Source organism: Pseudomonas sp. BNK-30, from assembly GCF_047456185.1.
Lineage (GTDB): Bacteria > Pseudomonadota > Gammaproteobacteria > Pseudomonadales > Pseudomonadaceae > Aquipseudomonas > Aquipseudomonas putida_E.
In genome coordinates, this window is sequence record NZ_CP179904.1 from 2637640 (window position 1) to 2653653 (window position 16014).

Consider the following 16014-nt stretch of genomic DNA (forward strand, 5'->3'; position numbering starts at 1 on the left):
ATTTTTACGGGCAGCACAGGCGCAATAGCTGTGCTATCCGATGCAAAACCTGCACTTTTATAAAAAGCGTTCGATTAACGGACAGGCCAGCCGCTCATGAAATCGTCACTCCCCGGCGTCCCGCTGTTTCAGCTGTATGGCGAAAACCAGGCATGGCCCGGTACGGACCTGCTGCATTGCGAGTCGATCCCGGCCCGCAGCCGCCTGCACCACTGGGAAATCAAACCGCACCAGCACGCCGAACTGTTTCAGTTGCTGTATGTGCAACGTGGCCAGGCTCAGGTAGAGATCGAGGGCGTGCGCAGTGCCATTGGCGAAGCGGCAATCCAGGTGGTGCCACCGCTGACCGTGCACGGTTTTCGCTTCAGTGCCGATATCCAGGGGCATGTGCTGACCTTCGGCACCGCGCTGGTAGCCAACCTCGAGCAACGCCTGGGTGCACCGCTGGGGGTGCTGGCCAAGCCTGCCTGTTACCCGTTGGGCAAGGACCGTGTGCATCTGCGCAGCCTGATCGACACGCTGCAGCAGGAATACCAGGGCCATGCTCCGGCACGCGCGCCCCTGCTCGAAGCCCTGGTGACCGCACTGATGGTGTGGATCAGCCGTCGCCAGCAACTGGGCCAGGCGCCGCGCAACCGCGACGAACGTGACCGTCAGTTGCTGGGGCAATACCTGCGCCTGGTCGAAGCGCACTACCGTGAGCACCTGTCGGTGGAGGACTTTGCCGCGCGGTTGAAGATCCCGAGCCTGCAGCTCAACCAGCTGTGCCGGGCATTGAGCGGGCAGAGCGCACTGCAACTGGTGCACCAGCGGCTGCTGCTGGAGGCACAGCGAAACCTGATCTACACACGCATGAGCATCGGGCAGTTGTCGGACAGCCTGGGGTTCAGTGATCCGACCTACTTTGCACGGTTCTTCAAGCGCTTGAGTGGGCGGACACCCAATGGTTATCGTCGCTCGGTGCAGCCTGATTGATTGGCAATGCCTGTACTGGACAGCAAAGAGCGACACACCCGCAACACCCTGCTTGACGTATACGTCAACCTGCATTCAGGATACCGCCATACTCCACGCCGAGCCCACGCATGAGCAGCCAGACCTACAGCATTTCCGACCTCTCCCGCGAGCTGGACATCACCACCCGCGCCATACGTTTCTATGAGGAACAGGGCCTGCTCAGCCCCGAGCGCCGCGGCCTGGAACGCATCTATTCGGCACGCGACAAGGTCAGCCTGAAACTGATACTGCGCGGCAAGCGCATCGGTTTCTCGCTGGCCGAATGCCGTGAACTGATCGAGCTCTACGACCCCAGCAGCGGTAACCTCAAGCAACTCAACAGCATGCTGGCAAAGATCGCCGAGCGCCGCGCCCAGCTTGAGCAACAGATGCTCGATATTCACCAGATGCAACTGGAGCTGGACACCGCCCAGGAACGTTGCGAACAGGCCCTGGCCGCAACATTGAACAATAACGACAACCGCTGACCCGCCACAGGAACCCCACCATGCCTTTGCCCGAAAAAGTCCGCCTGGTCGAAGTCGGCCCTCGCGACGGCCTGCAGAACGAAGCCCAGCCCATCAGTGTCGCGGACAAGGTGCGCCTGGTCGACGACCTTACCGACGCCGGGCTGGCCTACATTGAAGTCGGCAGTTTCGTTTCGCCCAAATGGGTGCCGCAGATGGCCGGCTCTGCCGACGTGTTTGCCGCTATCGAGCAACGCGCGGGTGTTACCTATGCGGCCCTGGCGCCCAACCTGCGGGGTTTCGAAGACGCCCTGGCGGCCGGGGTGAAGGAAGTGGCAGTGTTCGCCGCCGCCTCCGAAGCGTTCTCCCAGCGCAACATCAATTGTTCGATCAGTGAGAGCCTCCAGCGTTTCGAGCCGATCATGCAGGCGGCGCGCAGCCACGGTGTGCGGGTGCGCGGTTACGTTTCCTGCGTGCTCGGCTGCCCGTATGAAGGCAGGGTCAGTGCCGAACAGGTCGCCCCTGTGGCCAAGGCCCTGCATGACATGGGCTGCTACGAAGTCTCTCTGGGCGACACCATCGGTACTGGCACCGCAGGCGATACACGCAGGCTGTTCGAGGTAGTTTCGGCGCACGTGCCGCGCGAGCAACTGGCCGGCCACTTCCACGATACCTACGGCCAGGCGCTGGCCAACGTGTATGCCAGCCTGCTCGAAGGCATCAGCGTGTTCGACAGCTCGGTGGCCGGCCTTGGGGGTTGCCCCTATGCCAAGGGCGCAACGGGCAATATCGCCAGCGAGGATGTGGTGTACCTGCTGCAAGGGCTTGGGATTGAAACCGGCATCGACCTGGGCCGCTTGATCGCCGCCGGGCAGCGGATCAGCAAGGTGCTGGGCCGGGCCAACGGCTCTCGTGTGGCGCGGGCACGCAGCGCACAGTGATTCACACGGTTGTCACGTATGTGTGGGTGAGTGTTACCGCCCCCACAGCCGTCAGCAAAAAATCGGGTAACAGGGAAACAATTCGACAGAATTTCACGGCACCCAAATCATGCGAATCAGGCCAAACCATTGATTTTCAAGGGTTTTAAAAAGTTGGCACGGCACCTGCTATATCTTTGGTACAACAACAACAAAAAATGCGATACCCAATAAAAACAACATGTAACGGCTCTGACATAACAAGAACAACACGGCAGAGGCGCAGCAAGCAGATTTTTTTGGAGTAGACACGCTTTTCAGGGGTTCGCCCCGCGGTCTGGCACAGAACAATAAAACTACCTCAAGGTAGCGGCAGTCAGCATCGGATCCCCAGGATGAAAGCAGGTCAGCGCTCAAAAAAATACGTTTGCTCTTGACCCCGGTTGGGGGTCACCCGCAACACCAAGGCAGGCCTACAAAAACAACAAAAGGCCGGCCTCAATAATAAGAAAAGAGCAGGCAACAACGCTTTGAGGGGAGCTTCGGCTCCCCTCAGTGCTTCCTGCCCTCCTCCTGCTGTTTCTCCTCGTCCTGCCCCTCGACCTTCTCCACCACTATCGGCATCGTGGCCAGCACCAGCAGCGCAAGCACTGTGCTGATCAGCGCCGTCGCCTCACGCCCCATGCCTGCAGCGGTACCGATTGCCGCCGTCATCCACAGGCCGGCGGCCGTGGTCAGGCCTTTGACGTGGCTGGTATCGCGGCCATTACCTTTGAGGATGGTGCCGGCACCGAGGAAACCGATACCGGCGACGATACCCTGGATCACCCGGCTCAAGGCCTGCTCATCGGCACCGGCCATGCTTGGCGCCAGCACGAATAATGCAGCGCCCATCGACACCAGCATATGTGTACGCACACCAGCGGACTTGCCTTTGTGCTCGCGCTCGAAGCCCAGAACGGCCCCCAGAATGGCTGCCATCAAAAGGCGCAGGATGATACGGGTGACGTCGCGCACTTCGGTGATGTCGGCGAATTCTGCTTGAATGGTTTGCCAGATGAGGTCCATGGGTCGTTTCTCAGACGCAAGCTGTGTGCTGCCCCCACCTTCCATTCACGAGCAATGCAGGCGAAAAGGCCGGCAGAGGCGCCTTTGTGGGTTGACCCGTGCACACCCGATAAAGTGCCGTGCAGCAGCTTGATGCAGCAACCTGCTACCGCTCGCGGTCACACCTGTAACCGCAACCCGGAGGACCATCCCATGCCCGTCGAAATCGAAGAAAGCACCCGCCGCTGCACCCTCATAGGCGAAGACCTGCGCATCGAAGGCGATGGCCCGGACATCGAGATCGTTACAGATGAGCAGTTGCACATGTCTGTGGCACTGCTCGCAGGCCAGCGTGTCCCGATCACCGAAGCCGAAGCCGACGCGCTGACCGTCGCCGGTGCCGTGGACAGCCGAAAGCATTTGAAGGCGAGCGTTCCTGGCTCGGTAATCTAGCGCGGCAGAAGCACTGCCCGGCAACTGATCCGGTTTTTGGTGCATGGCCTGAGCCTGTACTGAAAACCGCTTCGGGGCCATAGTGTGGGTGAATTGCCTGTTCACCCTGCTTGCCGAGCCCTCATGAAACGCTACGAACGATTTGCCGATGACATTGCCGAACTGATCCGCTCCGGCGTGCTCGGCCCCGGCCAGCGCGTGCCTTCGGTGCGCTACGCCAGTCAGACGCACGGGGTCAGCCCGTCGACCGTGTTCCAGGCTTACTACCTGCTTGAACGCCGCGGGCTGATCCGCGCACGGCCGCGTTCAGGCTATTTCGTCACTGCCCATGCACCGCGTCAGTTCAGCGAGCCACAGCCAATGGAGCCGTTGAGCGAATCGACTGACGTGGATGTCAGCGCCTTGGTGTTCTCGATACTCGAGTCGATCAAGGACCCGAACACCGTGCCGTTCGGGTCGGCATTCCCCAGCCCGGAACTGTTCCCGCTGCAGCGCCTGTCGCGCTCGCTGGCCAGCGCCAGCCGGGCCATGGACCCGCGCATGGTGGTCACCGACCTGTCACCGGGCAACCCGCAACTGCGCCGGCAGATCGCCCTGCGCTACATGGTCGGCGGGCTGATGCTGCCCATGGAGGAATTGCTGATCACCAACGGCGCGCTGGAAGCACTGAACCTGTGCCTGCAGGCGGTCACCGAGCCGGGTGACCTGGTGGCGGTCGAAGCACCGGCCTTCTACGCCTGCCTCCAGGTGCTGGAACGGCTCAAGCTCAAGGCAGTGGAGATACCCGTGCAGCCGCGCGAAGGCATGGACCTGGCCGCGCTCGCCCAGACCTTGGAAAAGCACCCGGTCAAAGCCGTGTGGTGCATGACCAACTTCCAGAACCCGGTGGGCGCGAGCATGCCCGAGGCGAAGAAACAGGCATTGGTGGCGTTGCTGCAGCGCCATCAGGTGCCGCTGATCGAGGACGACGTCTACGCCGAGCTGTATTACTCGCAGCAGGCGCCCAAGCCCGCCAAGGCCTTCGACACGCAAGGCCTGGTGATGCACTGCGGCTCGTTCGCCAAGAGCCTGGCGCCCGGTTACCGCATTGGCTGGGTAGCCGCCGGGCGCTTTGCCCAGAAGATCGAACGGCTCAAGCTGATGACCTCGCTGTGCGCCTCGATGCCGGCCCAGGCCGCCATTGCCGACTACCTGGAACACGGCGGCTATGACCGCCACTTGCGCAAACTGCGCTATGCCCTGGAGGGCCAGCAAGCCAACATGCTCGCCGCCATCTCGCGGTATTTTCCGCCGCAGACGCGAGTCAGCCAGCCTTCTGGCGGCTACTTTCTGTGGCTGGAACTGCCCGAACGGATAGATGCACTCAAACTGTTCCACATGGCCTTGGCCCAAGGCATCAGCATCGCTCCGGGCCCTATATTTTCGCCCACCCGCCGCTTTGGCAACTGCATCCGCCTGAACTACGGCACCCCTTGGGGCGACACCGCCGAACGGGCCATGGAAACCCTGGGCCGCATCATCCGCTCATTCTGACGGCAAACTGCCCACTCGTGCGCAATCTGGCGAGATGGCGGCTAGGCGTACCAGAGCCGTCGCGTTAAAGTCTGGCCACGCACCGCTGCCGGACGTCGCCAATGCCTCTGAACGAGATGCTCGCCCTGCGCGAGGAAATCGCAACCCTGCGCCGCCGTAACGCGCAGCTTGAAGCCGAACTGCAGCAACACCCGCATCTGGGCCTCGATGTCTACCGCTTTCTGTTCGAGAGCATGGATGAAGGCTTCTGCATCATCGAATTCATTGACGGCCCGCATGGCCCGCTGAGTGATTACGTGCACGTGCTCGTCAACCCGGCCTATGCCAGGCATGCCGGCATCGCTGACGTGACCGGCCAGAAAATGCGCGACATATTGCCTGATGAAGCCGACGCCTGGGTTGCCCGCTACGGTCCAGTGCTGCATACAGGCACCCCCCTGCAATTCGAGCAGGAATTGCGAGCCAGCGGCCGCGTTTTGTCAGTGAGCAGCTTTCGCGTCGAGCCGGCGCAGCGCCGGCAGGTTGCGGTTCTGTTCAAGGATGTCACCGAGCGACGCAAGACCGAGCAGGCCCTCGAGCAGCTCAATGCGCACCTGGAGCAAAGGGTCAGCGAAGCCCTGGCACAGCGCAGCCTGTTCGCAGAGCTTATCGACCAGAGCGCAGCCAACGTGCATGTGCTCGATAGCGGCATGCACTGGCTGGCCGTCAATCGCAAGGCCAGGGAGGACTTCCGGTTCCTGTATGGTCAGACACCGGTAGTCGGCGCCTGCATGCCCCCCCTGATGGGTGACAATGCCGCAGACCGGGATGCGATCCTGCCCTTGTGGCGACGGGCACTGCAGGGCGAGCAGTTCACCGCAACCGGTGCATTCGGCCAGCCGCCGGACCAGCGCCATTATGAACTGCGCTTCAATGCCCTGCGCGATGCTGCAGGTACCCCGATGGGTGCTTACCTGTTCGCCTACGACATCAGCGAGCGGGTACAGCAGCAGCAACGCCTTGCCAACGCAGAGCAGGCCCTGCGTCAGGCGCAAAAAATGGAGGCCGTCGGGCAGCTTAGCGGCGGCATCGCACATGACTTCAACAACTTGCTGGGCAGCATCCTCAATACCCAGGAACTGATCCAGCTGCGCCTGCGACAACAGCGCTATACCGGGCTTGAAAACTTACTCGAACTGTCCAACAGTACGGCCAAACGCGCCTCGTCGCTGGTGCACCGACTGCTGGCATTTTCGCGCCAGCAAACCCTGCAACCACGTTCCACCGAGGTGGCGGCGCTGCTGGGCGACATGCAAGAGCTGGTGCGCCGAACGATCGGCCCTTCCATTTCCCTGCACAGCCGGTTCGCGCCTGAACTCTGGCCAACCTTTATCGACCCGCCACAATTGGAAAGCGCATTGCTCAACCTGTGCATCAATGCCCGCGACGCGCTGCCTGACGGTGGTGTCATCAGCATTCATGGCGACAATGTGGCGCTCGACAGCGATCAGGCACGCCCTTTAGGGTTGCCCTGCGGCGACTACGTGCGCCTCAGCGTTGTCGACAACGGCTGCGGTATGAGCGAGGAAGTGGTTGCACGCGCCTTCGACCCGTTCTTCTCCACTAAACCCATCGGCCGGGGCACCGGCCTTGGGTTGTCGATGACCTACGGTTTCGTGCGCCAGTCTGGCGGGCAGTTACGCTTGCTTTCTCAACCCGGCAAGGGCACACGCGTTGAACTGTACCTTCCGCGCCATCACGCACAGCCCGTGCAGCAGGCCCTGCCCTCCAAGACCGGCTCACTGGATAGGCACCGTGCGGGCGGGCAGCGCATCGTGCTGGTGGAAGACCAGCTAGCTCTGCGCTTGGTGATCCGCGAGGTGCTGGAAGAACAGGGTTATCAGGTCGAAGCCTTCGAGACTGGCGCTGCCGCCCTGGCACACTTGCAAGGCAGCGAGCGGCCGGACCTGCTGTTAAGCGACATCGGCCTGCCCGACGGCCCCAACGGTCGCCAGGTGGCTGAGCGCTACCGGCAACAGTATCCCGGCCTTGAACTGCTGTTCATCACCGGCTATGACAACAGTGTGGCGCTGGGAGACGATCAGTTGCTGCAAGGCAGCCATGTACTGGGCAAACCGTTCGAGCTGGATGCGCTGGCCGAGTGCGTCCATCAACTGCTGGCGGCCAGGCAGCCGTGAGCGGTGGCGCTCAGCGCCCGCCGCCCAGGTCGAGAAAACTGCCAGTGGAATAAGACGCCTTGTCTGACAGCAGCCAGAGAATCGCCTCGGCCACTTCTTCCGGGCGGCCGCCGCGTCCCATGGGCAAGCCAGGCTCGAGCTTGGCGACACGGTCGGGGTCGCCGGACAGGGCGTGGAAGGCGGTATGAATGTAGCCTGGGCGCACGCCATTGACCCGCACCCCCTCACCTGCCACCTCCTTGGCCAAGCCGATGGTGAAGGTATCGAGGGCACCTTTGGAGGCGGCGTAGTCGACGTATTCGTTGGGTGAGCCCAGGCGCGCAGCGACCGATGACACATTGACGATGGCCCCGCCTTGGCCGCCGTGGCGGCGTGCCATGCGCAGCAATGCGTGCTTGGCGCAAAGCATCGGCCCGACCACATTGGTTTTCATCACCTTGAGCAGGCGGAACTCCGACATGCCTTCGACACGGCTTTGCTGGCCGATGGTGCCGGCGTTGTTCACCAGTGCGGTGACGGGGCCTAGCTCTTCATCGACGCGATGAAACAGCTGGATCACCTCGTCCTCGACACTGGCGTCTGCACGCACACAGATGGCCTGGGCGCCGAGTGCGCGCACCTGGGCAAGAATGCCTTGCGCGGCCTGGTCATCGGCGTGGTAGTTGATGCAGATGCGGTAACCCTCGCGGGCGGCCTGCATGGCGGTGGCGGCGCCGATGCCACGGCTGGCGCCGGTGATGACAATGACTTTCTCCATGGCCCTGCCAAATCGCTTGGAAAGATAGCGTCGACAATAGGGGAAAAGCCAGCCGCTGGGAATGACCCAGCACAACAGGTCAGGCGATATCAGCCCGAGCTCAGGGCTCGAACCCTTCCACGATGATCACCTCTGCCTTGGCCACCCCTTGGCGATGGCTGCACGCTTGCTGATACAACTCGGATCGATAGCAGGCCAGCGCCTGCTCGTAGGTCTGGAACTCGATCACCACACTGCGCTGGGGGGTTGGCCGCCCTTCCAGCGCCTCGCTGCGCCCGCCCCGGGCGAGGAACCGCCCGCCGAATGCGGCAAAGGCGGCGGGCGCACGTTGGGTGTACTGCTGATACTGCTCCGGGTCGGTCACGTCCACGTGGGCAATCCAATACGCTTTCATCCGCTACTCTCCTGTTGCAAAACTATTTGTGTATGATGGTATACCATAATAATCACCCATTCACAGTGAGCGTGCAGCATGGCTTTCAACACGATCGAAGAACTCCTCGAGGACTACCGCCAAGGCAAGATGGTGCTGCTGGTTGACGACGAGGATCGGGAGAACGAAGGCGACCTGCTGATCGCCGCCGAGCGCTGCGACGCTCAGGCCATCAACTTCATGGCCCGCGAAGCGCGGGGCCTGATCTGCCTGACACTGACCGACGAGCATTGTCAGCGCTTGGGGCTTGAGCAGATGGTACCGGCCAACGGCAGTGCGTTCAGCACCGCCTTCACCGTATCGATCGAGGCCGCTACGGGGGTTACCACGGGTATTTCTGCGGCCGACCGGGCACGCACGGTGGCTGCAGCCATGGCCGCCGATGCCCGCCCGGAGGATCTGGTGCAGCCCGGCCACATCTTCCCGCTACGCGCCCGCGAAGGCGGTGTGCTGAACCGCGCCGGCCATACCGAAGCGGGTTGCGACCTGGCACGCCTGGCCGGTTTTGCCCCGGCGTCGGTGATCGTGGAGGTGCTCAACGACGACGGCACCATGGCCCGTCGACCGGACCTGGAAGTGTTCGCCGCCCGGCATGGCATCAAGATCGGCACCATCGCCGACCTGATCCACTACCGCCTGAGCACCGAGCAGACCATCAAGCGCATTGGTGAACGCGAACTGCCGACCGTGCACGGCACCTTCCGCCTGGTGACCTATGAAGACCGTATCGAAGGCGGTGTGCACATGGCCATGGTGATGGGCGATATCCACCGCGAACAGCCGACCCTGGTGCGCGTGCACGTAATCGACCCGCTGCGCGACCTGGTCGGTGCCGAATATGCCGGGCCGGCCAACTGGACCTTGTGGGCTGCGCTGCAGAAGGTCGCTGAGGAAGGTGCCGGGGTGGTGGTGATCCTGGCCAACCATGAATCGTCGCAGGCGCTGCTTGAGCGCATACCGCAACTGACCCAGCCGTTGCGCCCCTACCAGCGTGGGCAATCGAAGGTGTACTCGGAAGTCGGCACCGGCGCGCAGATTCTCCAGGACCTGGGCGTTGGCAAGCTGTGCCACCTGGGCCCACCGCTCAAGTATGCGGGCTTGGCCGGGTATGAGCTGGAAGTGGTGCAGAGCATACCTTTCGAGCCCCAGGGCTGAAAGCTGCAAGTTAAAGCGGATCTGCGGCGCAACGCGATCTGCTTTGACCTGAAGCTCGCAGCTTGAGGCTTGCAGCTTCGAGGCGAGAAAGAGTGATGGCCGGTAGCCTCCCGCTCTTGCCAAAATCTTGGAATACCATAATATGATATCCCGTAGACCTTGAAATCACAGGCCGCCACCTACACTCACCAAACGGCCACCGACACATTGTTTTAGCTGCTCCCCGAATACTGTTGGCGGGCGCACTACCAGCCCGCCTCGAATAACAAAAAGCAACGAGGGCGTAACCATGCTGTTGAGCAAACGTGTAACCGCAGTGCTGTCCGCCAGCCTGCTGACCCTGGCATGTCAGGCCACCCAGGCCGCCGACAGCCTCAACTTCGTCAGCTGGGGCGGTACCACCCAGGACGCCCAGAAAGAAGCATGGGCCGTACCTTTCAGCAAATCGACCAACATCAAAGTGGTGCAGGACGGCCCGACCGACTACGGCAAGCTCAAGGCCATGGTCGAGAGCGGCAACGTGCAGTGGGACGTGGTCGACGTGGAAGCCGACTTTGCCCTGCGTGCCGCCAGTGAAGGCCTGCTCGAACCCCTCGATTTCAACACCATCGCGCGCGACAAGATCGACCCACGCTTCGTCTCCGACCATGGCGTCGGTTCGTTCTTCTTCTCGTTCGTGCTCGGCTACAACGAAGGCAAGCTCGGCGCCAACAAGCCGGTGGACTGGACCGCGCTGTTCGACACCAAGACCTACCCCGGCAAACGCGCCCTGTACAAGTGGCCGAGCCCCGGCGTACTGGAACTGGCCCTGCTGGCCGACGGCGTGCCAGCCGACAAGCTCTACCCGCTGGACCTGGACCGCGCCTTCAAGAAACTCGACACCATCAAGAAAGACATCGTCTGGTGGGGCGGTGGTGCCCAGTCGCAGCAGCTGCTGGCCTCCGGTGAAGCCTCGCTCGGCCAGTTCTGGAACGGCCGCGTCTACGCCCTGCAGCAAGATGGAGCGCCGGTGGGCGTGAGCTGGAAGCAGAACCTGGTCATGGCCGATTTCCTGGTCATCCCCAAGGGCGCCAAGAACAAGGACGCGGCCATGAAGTTCCTGGCCCAGGCCAGCAGCGCCGAAGGCCAGGCCGAGTTCGCCAACAAGACCGCCTACGCGCCGGTGAACCTGGACAGCGTGGCCAAACTCGACAAAGACCTCGCGCAGAACCTGCCGACCGCCTACGCCCAGGACCAGGTCACCCTGGACTTCGCCTACTGGGCCAAGAACGGCCAGGCCATCGCCGCGCGCTGGAATGAGTGGTTGGTGAAATGAAAGTCGCCATCAATGCCCTGCAAAACGCGCAAGGTGCCCCCACGGGCACCGGCGCTCCGGGGACGGCCCCGCGCCGCGTGAGCCTCGGCCAGCGCTGGAAAGGCAGCCGCAACCTGTTGCCCGCCCTGCTGTTCCTTGGCCTGTTCTTCTTCGCCCCGCTGATCGGCCTGTTGCTGCGCGGCGTGCTGGAGCCGGTGCCGGGGCTGGGCAACTACGAGCAGCTGTTCGCCAACTCGGCGTATGCGCGGGTACTGTTCAACACCTTTTCGGTGGCCGGCGTCGTCACCCTGATCAGCGTGTTGCTGGGCTTCCCGCTGGCCTGGGCAATCACCCTGGTGCCCAACGGCTGGGGCCGCTGGTTGCTGAACATCGTGCTGTTGTCGATGTGGACCAGCCTGCTGGCGCGTACCTATTCGTGGCTGGTGCTGCTGCAGGGCTCGGGGGTGATCAACAAGGCGTTGATGGCGCTGGGCATCATCGATGCCCCGCTGGAAATGGTGCACAACCTGACCGGCGTGGTGATCGGCATGAGCTACATCATGATCCCGTTCATCGTGCTGCCGCTGCAGGCGACCATGCACGCCATCGACCCGATGGTCCTGCAGGCCGGCTCCATCTGCGGCGCAAGCCCCTGGACCAACTTCTGGAAGGTGTTCCTGCCACTGTGCCGCTCGGGGCTGTTCTCCGGTGCGCTGATGGTGTTCGTCATGTCGCTGGGCTACTACGTCACCCCGGCACTGCTTGGTGGCGCGCAAAACATGATGCTGCCCGAATTCATCATCCAGCAGGTGCAATCGTTCCTTAACTGGGGCATGGCCAGCGCCGCCGCCGCACTGCTGGTGGTCATCACCCTGGTGCTCTTCTACCTGTACCTGAAGCTGCAACCGGAATCACCGGTCGGCAACGCGAGGTAAACCGCCATGCTTCTGTCTCCCAATGCCATGGGGCGCCCGCTGCGCACGGGCCTGTACCTGACCACCGGCGTGATTGCTGCGTTCCTGCTGCTGCCGGTAGTGTTCATCATCCTGCTGTCGTTCGGCTCATCGCAGTGGCTGGTCTTCCCGCCACCAGGCTGGACCTTCAAGTGGTATGCGCAGTTCTTCGCCAACCCGGAGTGGATGGACGCCGCCCTGGCCAGCTTCAAGGTCGCCGTGCTGACCACCATCGCCGCCGTGCTGCTGGGCCTGCCTACTGCATTCGCCCTGGTGCGTGGCCGCTTCCCCGGCCGCGAAATGCTCTACGGGCTGTTCACCATGCCGATGATCGTGCCGCTGGTGATCATTGCCGTGGCGGTGTATGCACTGTTTCTGAAGCTCGGCTATACCGGCACGCTGTTCGCCTTCGTGGTCAGCCACGTGATCGTCGCCCTGCCCTTCACCATCATTTCGATCATCAACTCGCTCAAGCTGTTCGACCAGTCGATCGAGGATGCCGCGGTGATCTGCGGCGCCTCACGCCTGCAAGCGATCTTCAAGGTGACCTTCCCGGCCATTCGCCCGGGGATGATCGCCGGCGGCCTGTTTGCCTTCCTGGTCTCGTGGGACGAGGTGGTACTGAGCGTGATGATGGCCAGCCCCGACCTGCAAACCTTGCCCGTGAAGATGTGGACCACCCTGCGCCAGGACCTGAGCCCGGTGATCGCCGTCGCCTCGACGCTGCTGATCGGCCTGTCGCTGATGGTCATGGTCATTGCCGCCGCCTTGCGCCGGCGCACCGAAACGAACGCCTGAGCGCCCGGAGAAAACAACAATGAGTGCAGTGATCAAAGACAACGCGCACAACAAGACCCTGGTCAGCCTGCGCGGCCTGAACAAGCATTACGGTGACTTCACCGCCGTGGATAATCTCGACCTGGAAATCCAGGACGGCGAGTTTCTCACCTTCCTCGGCTCCAGCGGCTCGGGCAAGTCCACCACCCTGTCGATGCTGGCCGGGTTCGAGACGCCCAGCAGCGGCGAGATTCTGGTCGAGGGCCAGTCGCTGGTGAATGTGCCACCGCACAAGCGCGACATCGGCATGGTGTTCCAGCGTTACTCGCTGTTCCCGCACCTGAATGTGCGTGACAACATCGCCTTCCCCTTGGCCATCCGCAAGCTCGGCGCGGCAGAAACCAAGAAGCGGGTCGACGCCATGCTCAAGCTGGTACAACTGGAGGCGTTCGCCCATCGCAAACCCTCGCAGATGTCGGGCGGCCAGCAACAGCGTGTGGCGATTGCCCGCGCCCTGGTGTACGAACCACGCATCCTGCTGATGGACGAGCCACTCGGCGCGCTGGACAAGAAACTGCGCGAAGACCTGCAGGATGAACTGCGCCAGTTGCACCGCCGGCTGGGCATCACCATCGTCTACGTCACCCACGACCAGGAAGAAGCCATGCGCCTGTCCCAGCGCATCGCCATCTTCAGCCACGGCAAGATCGTCGGCCTGGGCACCGGCTATGACCTCTACCAGAACCCGCCCAACGCCTTTGTCGCCTCGTTCCTGGGCAACTCCAACTTCCTGCGCATCACGGCCAGCAGCAACGGTGCCGGCAGTTTCGAAGGCCAGCCAGTAGCGATCCGCCTGACGCCTGGCCTGGCGGCGGGCCAGGATGCGCTGATCATGGTACGCCCGGAAAAGGCCCTGGCACTCACCGCCGACCAGGCTGCACGCGAGCCGTTGCCCGCGGGCTGGAACGAAGTGCTTGCCAAGGTCGGCGAGGTGCTGTTCCTCGGCGAAAGCCAGACCTGCCATGTAATGACCCCGGGCGGTACTGAACTGACCGTGAAAGCACTGTCGGCTGCGGGTATGTCCATGCAGCCCGGAGACACCGTGAAGGTCCGCTGGGCGGTTGCAGATGCCTGCATCTACACCGAATGGGCGCAAAGCGACCTGAGCAAGTCGGCCGGCGCGCACTGAGCATCAGCAGCAGGTAAATGATTGACGCGCATCCCGCCCAATAGTCATACGCGCGCCAGTTTCAGGCATCCTGCGCCGCCGCGCGCGGGGTGAAACGGGAGCCGGTGCGTCGGGGGCCACGACAAGTCCGGCGCTGCCCTCTCAAGCCCGTGGTGTTTGTACCTGGAGGCGACTGCGTGCCGCAGTCGCACTTGGCGACGGTGGCTTACAGCTTCAGATTTGAGCTGACTGTATCGGCCTCATCGCCGGCAAGCCGGCCACACAGGGACCCCGCTGCTCTCGAGCTCAGCGCAAACCCAGTAGGAGCTGGCTTGCCGGCGATGACGGCTGAACCGCCACTGCAAAAACCACTACCCGGCACAAATGAAATAGTTATAAGATAACGTTTCATTTGACATCCATTCCTGCCTGCGACCCCTCCATGACAAGTGCCGCCGCCACCCCCACTCAGCTCACCCAACGCCTGCAGAGCATCGATGCCCTGCGCGGCCTGGTGATCCTGTTCATGCTGCTCGACCACGTCCGCGAGACATTTTTCCTGCACCGCCAAGTCAGCGACCCGATGAGCATCGACGCCACCGACCCGTCCCTGTTCTTCAGCCGCACCCTGGCCCACCTATGTGCACCAGTGTTCGTACTGCTCACTGGCCTGTCAGCGTGGCTGTACGGCGAGAAGTATCAGGGCCGCAGCGATGTCTCGGCGTTCCTGTTCAAGCGCGGCCTGTTCCTGGTAGTGCTGGAGTTCACCCTGGTGAATTTCGCCTGGACCTTCCAGCTGCCGCCCAGTGTCATCTACCTGCAGGTGATCTGGGCCATCGGGGTCAGCATGATCGCCCTGTCGCTGCTGGTATGGCTGCCGCGCCCGGCGCTGGTTGTGCTGGGCGCAGTGATCATCGCCGGGCACAACCTGCTCGACAGCCTGCACTTTGGCGCTGAGTCGGCGATGCATGTGCCGTGGGCGATCCTGCATGACCGTGGCTGGCTGGAGCTCTCTGAAAGCCTGCGCCTGCGCACCTCCTACCCGGTACTGCCGTGGATCGGCGTCATTGCCTTGGGCTATGGCCTGGGCCCTTGGTTCGCCCGTGGCAGCGATGCCGGCCAGCGTCAGTACCGCCTGCTGCTGGCAGGGGTCATCGCCCTGCTCGGCTTCATGGCGCTGCGCATGCTCAATGGCTACGGCGAAGCGCCGTGGAGCGGCTACCCGACGCTTACCCAGACCGTGATGAGTTTCTTCAACATCACCAAATACCCGCCTTCGTTGTTGTTCCTGGCCCTGACCCTGGGCTGCGGCCTGCTGTTGCTGCGCGCCTTTGAGCGCGCAGGGCAAGCCCGCTGGATCGGTGCCCTGGCGGTGTTTGGCGCGGCACCGATGTTCTTCTATCTGCTGCACCTGTACGTGTTGAAACTGATGTACCTGGCCAGCGTCGCCCTGTTCGGCCGCAATCACGGCGACTACTTCGGTTTTGACGGCATTGGCGCGGTGTGGCTGGGTGCTGTGCTGCTGGCCATGGCGCTGTACCTGCCGGTGCGCTGGTTCGCCAGGCTCAAGGCGCGCCGACGCGACATCACCTGGCTCAAGTACTTCTGATTTAGCGTTTTCACCGGCTGCCTGATGGTCTACCATGCGGGCCGCCGGTTTCCACCACGGAAATAATAGGGAATCCCAGGCCGCCCAGGCGCGCCAAACGGAACTGCCCCCGCAACTGTAGGTGCCGAGCCCGCTCCATCGATGCCACTGGATCAGCCGATCCGGGAAGGCCGGAGCCGGGTGATGACGCACCAGTCAGGAGACCTGCCGGCTTACATTCACCAACCGGCGGGGTGTCCGGGATTGGCCATCAGAGTTGCCCCTGTCGCCTGCAG

At 62.7% G+C, this 16014-nt stretch carries 15 protein-coding genes and 1 riboswitch; of the genes, 12 read left to right on the forward strand and 3 right to left on the reverse strand.

Features of this window, described 5'->3' with window-relative positions; translation table 11 throughout:
- The first annotated feature begins 96 nt into the window (after positions 1–96).
- The 3 genes from ACMGGN_RS12375 to ACMGGN_RS12385 all read left to right on the forward strand — a co-directional run bounded on the left by ACMGGN_RS12375 (position 97) and on the right by ACMGGN_RS12385 (position 2404).
- Positions 97–975 (forward strand): helix-turn-helix domain-containing protein, encoded by an 879-nt coding sequence (locus ACMGGN_RS12375; protein ID WP_115275258.1) that lies wholly within the window; start codon positions 97–99, stop codon positions 973–975.
- Positions 976–1085: 110 nt separating this feature from the next.
- Positions 1086–1484 carry a MerR family transcriptional regulator gene (locus tag ACMGGN_RS12380; RefSeq protein WP_046787188.1) on the forward strand — a complete coding sequence of 133 codons (399 nt, stop codon included), beginning with the start codon at positions 1086–1088 and terminating at the stop codon, positions 1482–1484.
- 20 nt (positions 1485–1504) lie between these two features.
- Positions 1505–2404 carry a hydroxymethylglutaryl-CoA lyase gene (locus tag ACMGGN_RS12385; protein ID WP_174141666.1) on the forward strand — a complete coding sequence of 300 codons (900 nt, stop codon included), beginning with the start codon at positions 1505–1507 and terminating at the stop codon, positions 2402–2404.
- 531 nt (positions 2405–2935) lie between these two features.
- Here the strand turns inward: ACMGGN_RS12385 and ACMGGN_RS12390 are convergent.
- On the reverse strand, positions 2936–3451 hold the full coding sequence (locus ACMGGN_RS12390; RefSeq protein WP_414156809.1) for an MgtC/SapB family protein: 516 nt from the start codon (positions 3449–3451) through the stop codon (positions 2936–2938).
- 192 nt (positions 3452–3643) lie between these two features.
- Between ACMGGN_RS12390 and ACMGGN_RS12395 the strand changes: the two genes are divergently transcribed.
- From ACMGGN_RS12395 to ACMGGN_RS12405, 3 genes are all read left to right on the forward strand, one after another.
- Positions 3644–3883, forward strand: a complete 240-nt coding sequence (locus ACMGGN_RS12395; protein ID WP_046787191.1) for a DUF3203 family protein — start codon at positions 3644–3646, stop codon at positions 3881–3883.
- Positions 3884–4006: 123 nt separating this feature from the next.
- Positions 4007–5416, forward strand: coding sequence for a GntR family transcriptional regulator MpaR (mapR, locus tag ACMGGN_RS12400; protein WP_115275260.1), 1410 nt, complete (start codon positions 4007–4009; stop codon positions 5414–5416).
- A gap of 101 nt (positions 5417–5517) precedes the next feature.
- Positions 5518–7593, forward strand: coding sequence for a PAS domain-containing protein (locus ACMGGN_RS12405; RefSeq protein WP_414156810.1), 2076 nt, complete (start codon positions 5518–5520; stop codon positions 7591–7593).
- 10 nt (positions 7594–7603) lie between these two features.
- Here ACMGGN_RS12405 and ACMGGN_RS12410 read toward each other — a convergent pair whose 3' ends face one another.
- A complete protein-coding gene (locus ACMGGN_RS12410; RefSeq protein ID WP_119688675.1) occupies positions 7604–8350 on the reverse strand; it encodes an SDR family oxidoreductase in 747 nt (248 codons plus the stop codon).
- A gap of 100 nt (positions 8351–8450) precedes the next feature.
- Entirely contained in the window at positions 8451–8744 is a 294-nt protein-coding gene (locus ACMGGN_RS12415; protein WP_125923281.1) for a DUF1330 domain-containing protein, read from the reverse strand.
- Positions 8745–8822: 78 nt separating this feature from the next.
- Here ACMGGN_RS12415 and ribBA point away from each other — a divergent pair, with 78 nt between their 5' ends.
- The 6 genes from ribBA to ACMGGN_RS12445 all read left to right on the forward strand — a co-directional run bounded on the left by ribBA (position 8823) and on the right by ACMGGN_RS12445 (position 15739).
- A complete protein-coding gene (ribBA, locus tag ACMGGN_RS12420) occupies positions 8823–9938 on the forward strand; it encodes a bifunctional 3,4-dihydroxy-2-butanone-4-phosphate synthase/GTP cyclohydrolase II (protein ID WP_125923280.1) in 1116 nt (371 codons plus the stop codon).
- 289 nt (positions 9939–10227) lie between these two features.
- On the forward strand, positions 10228–11253 hold the full coding sequence (locus tag ACMGGN_RS12425) for a polyamine ABC transporter substrate-binding protein (protein ID WP_046787197.1): 1026 nt from the start codon (positions 10228–10230) through the stop codon (positions 11251–11253).
- Positions 11250–12167 (forward strand): ABC transporter permease, encoded by a 918-nt coding sequence (locus tag ACMGGN_RS12430; RefSeq protein WP_414156811.1) that lies wholly within the window; start codon positions 11250–11252, stop codon positions 12165–12167. The genes ACMGGN_RS12425 and ACMGGN_RS12430 overlap by 4 nt, the downstream gene beginning before the upstream one ends.
- A 6-nt stretch (positions 12168–12173) precedes the next feature.
- Positions 12174–12983 (forward strand): ABC transporter permease, encoded by an 810-nt coding sequence (locus ACMGGN_RS12435; RefSeq protein ID WP_046787199.1) that lies wholly within the window; start codon positions 12174–12176, stop codon positions 12981–12983.
- A 19-nt stretch (positions 12984–13002) separates the two neighbouring features.
- Positions 13003–14151: an ABC transporter ATP-binding protein gene (locus ACMGGN_RS12440; protein WP_115275266.1), complete on the forward strand. Its 1149-nt coding sequence runs from the start codon at positions 13003–13005 to the stop codon at positions 14149–14151.
- Positions 14152–14572: 421 nt separating this feature from the next.
- Complete coding sequence (locus tag ACMGGN_RS12445) at positions 14573–15739, forward strand: DUF1624 domain-containing protein (RefSeq protein ID WP_115275267.1); 1167 nt, start codon at positions 14573–14575, stop codon at positions 15737–15739.
- Positions 15740–15767: 28 nt separating this feature from the next.
- A riboswitch (cobalamin riboswitch) is annotated at positions 15768–15966 on the forward strand.
- Positions 15967–16014: the final 48 nt, after the last annotated feature.

Bases quoted from the DNA above. Each gene is read 5' to 3' on its own strand.
- ACMGGN_RS12375 (WP_115275258.1), top strand. From the start codon at position 97: ATGAAATCGTCACTCCCCGGCGTCCCGCTGTTTCAGCTGTATGGCGAA.
- ACMGGN_RS12380 (WP_046787188.1), top strand. From the start codon at position 1,086: ATGAGCAGCCAGACCTACAGCATTTCCGACCTCTCCCGCGAGCTGGAC.
- ACMGGN_RS12385 (WP_174141666.1), top strand. From the start codon at position 1,505: ATGCCTTTGCCCGAAAAAGTCCGCCTGGTCGAAGTCGGCCCTCGCGAC.
- ACMGGN_RS12390 (WP_414156809.1), bottom strand. From the start codon at position 3,451: ATGGACCTCATCTGGCAAACCATTCAAGCAGAATTCGCCGACATCACC.
- ACMGGN_RS12395 (WP_046787191.1), top strand. From the start codon at position 3,644: ATGCCCGTCGAAATCGAAGAAAGCACCCGCCGCTGCACCCTCATAGGC.
- mapR (WP_115275260.1), top strand. From the start codon at position 4,007: ATGAAACGCTACGAACGATTTGCCGATGACATTGCCGAACTGATCCGC.
- ACMGGN_RS12405 (WP_414156810.1), top strand. From the start codon at position 5,518: ATGCCTCTGAACGAGATGCTCGCCCTGCGCGAGGAAATCGCAACCCTG.
- ACMGGN_RS12410 (WP_119688675.1), bottom strand. From the start codon at position 8,350: ATGGAGAAAGTCATTGTCATCACCGGCGCCAGCCGTGGCATCGGCGCC.
- ACMGGN_RS12415 (WP_125923281.1), bottom strand. From the start codon at position 8,744: ATGAAAGCGTATTGGATTGCCCACGTGGACGTGACCGACCCGGAGCAG.
- ribBA (WP_125923280.1), top strand. From the start codon at position 8,823: ATGGCTTTCAACACGATCGAAGAACTCCTCGAGGACTACCGCCAAGGC.
- ACMGGN_RS12425 (WP_046787197.1), top strand. From the start codon at position 10,228: ATGCTGTTGAGCAAACGTGTAACCGCAGTGCTGTCCGCCAGCCTGCTG.
- ACMGGN_RS12430 (WP_414156811.1), top strand. From the start codon at position 11,250: ATGAAAGTCGCCATCAATGCCCTGCAAAACGCGCAAGGTGCCCCCACG.
- ACMGGN_RS12435 (WP_046787199.1), top strand. From the start codon at position 12,174: ATGCTTCTGTCTCCCAATGCCATGGGGCGCCCGCTGCGCACGGGCCTG.
- ACMGGN_RS12440 (WP_115275266.1), top strand. From the start codon at position 13,003: ATGAGTGCAGTGATCAAAGACAACGCGCACAACAAGACCCTGGTCAGC.
- ACMGGN_RS12445 (WP_115275267.1), top strand. From the start codon at position 14,573: ATGACAAGTGCCGCCGCCACCCCCACTCAGCTCACCCAACGCCTGCAG.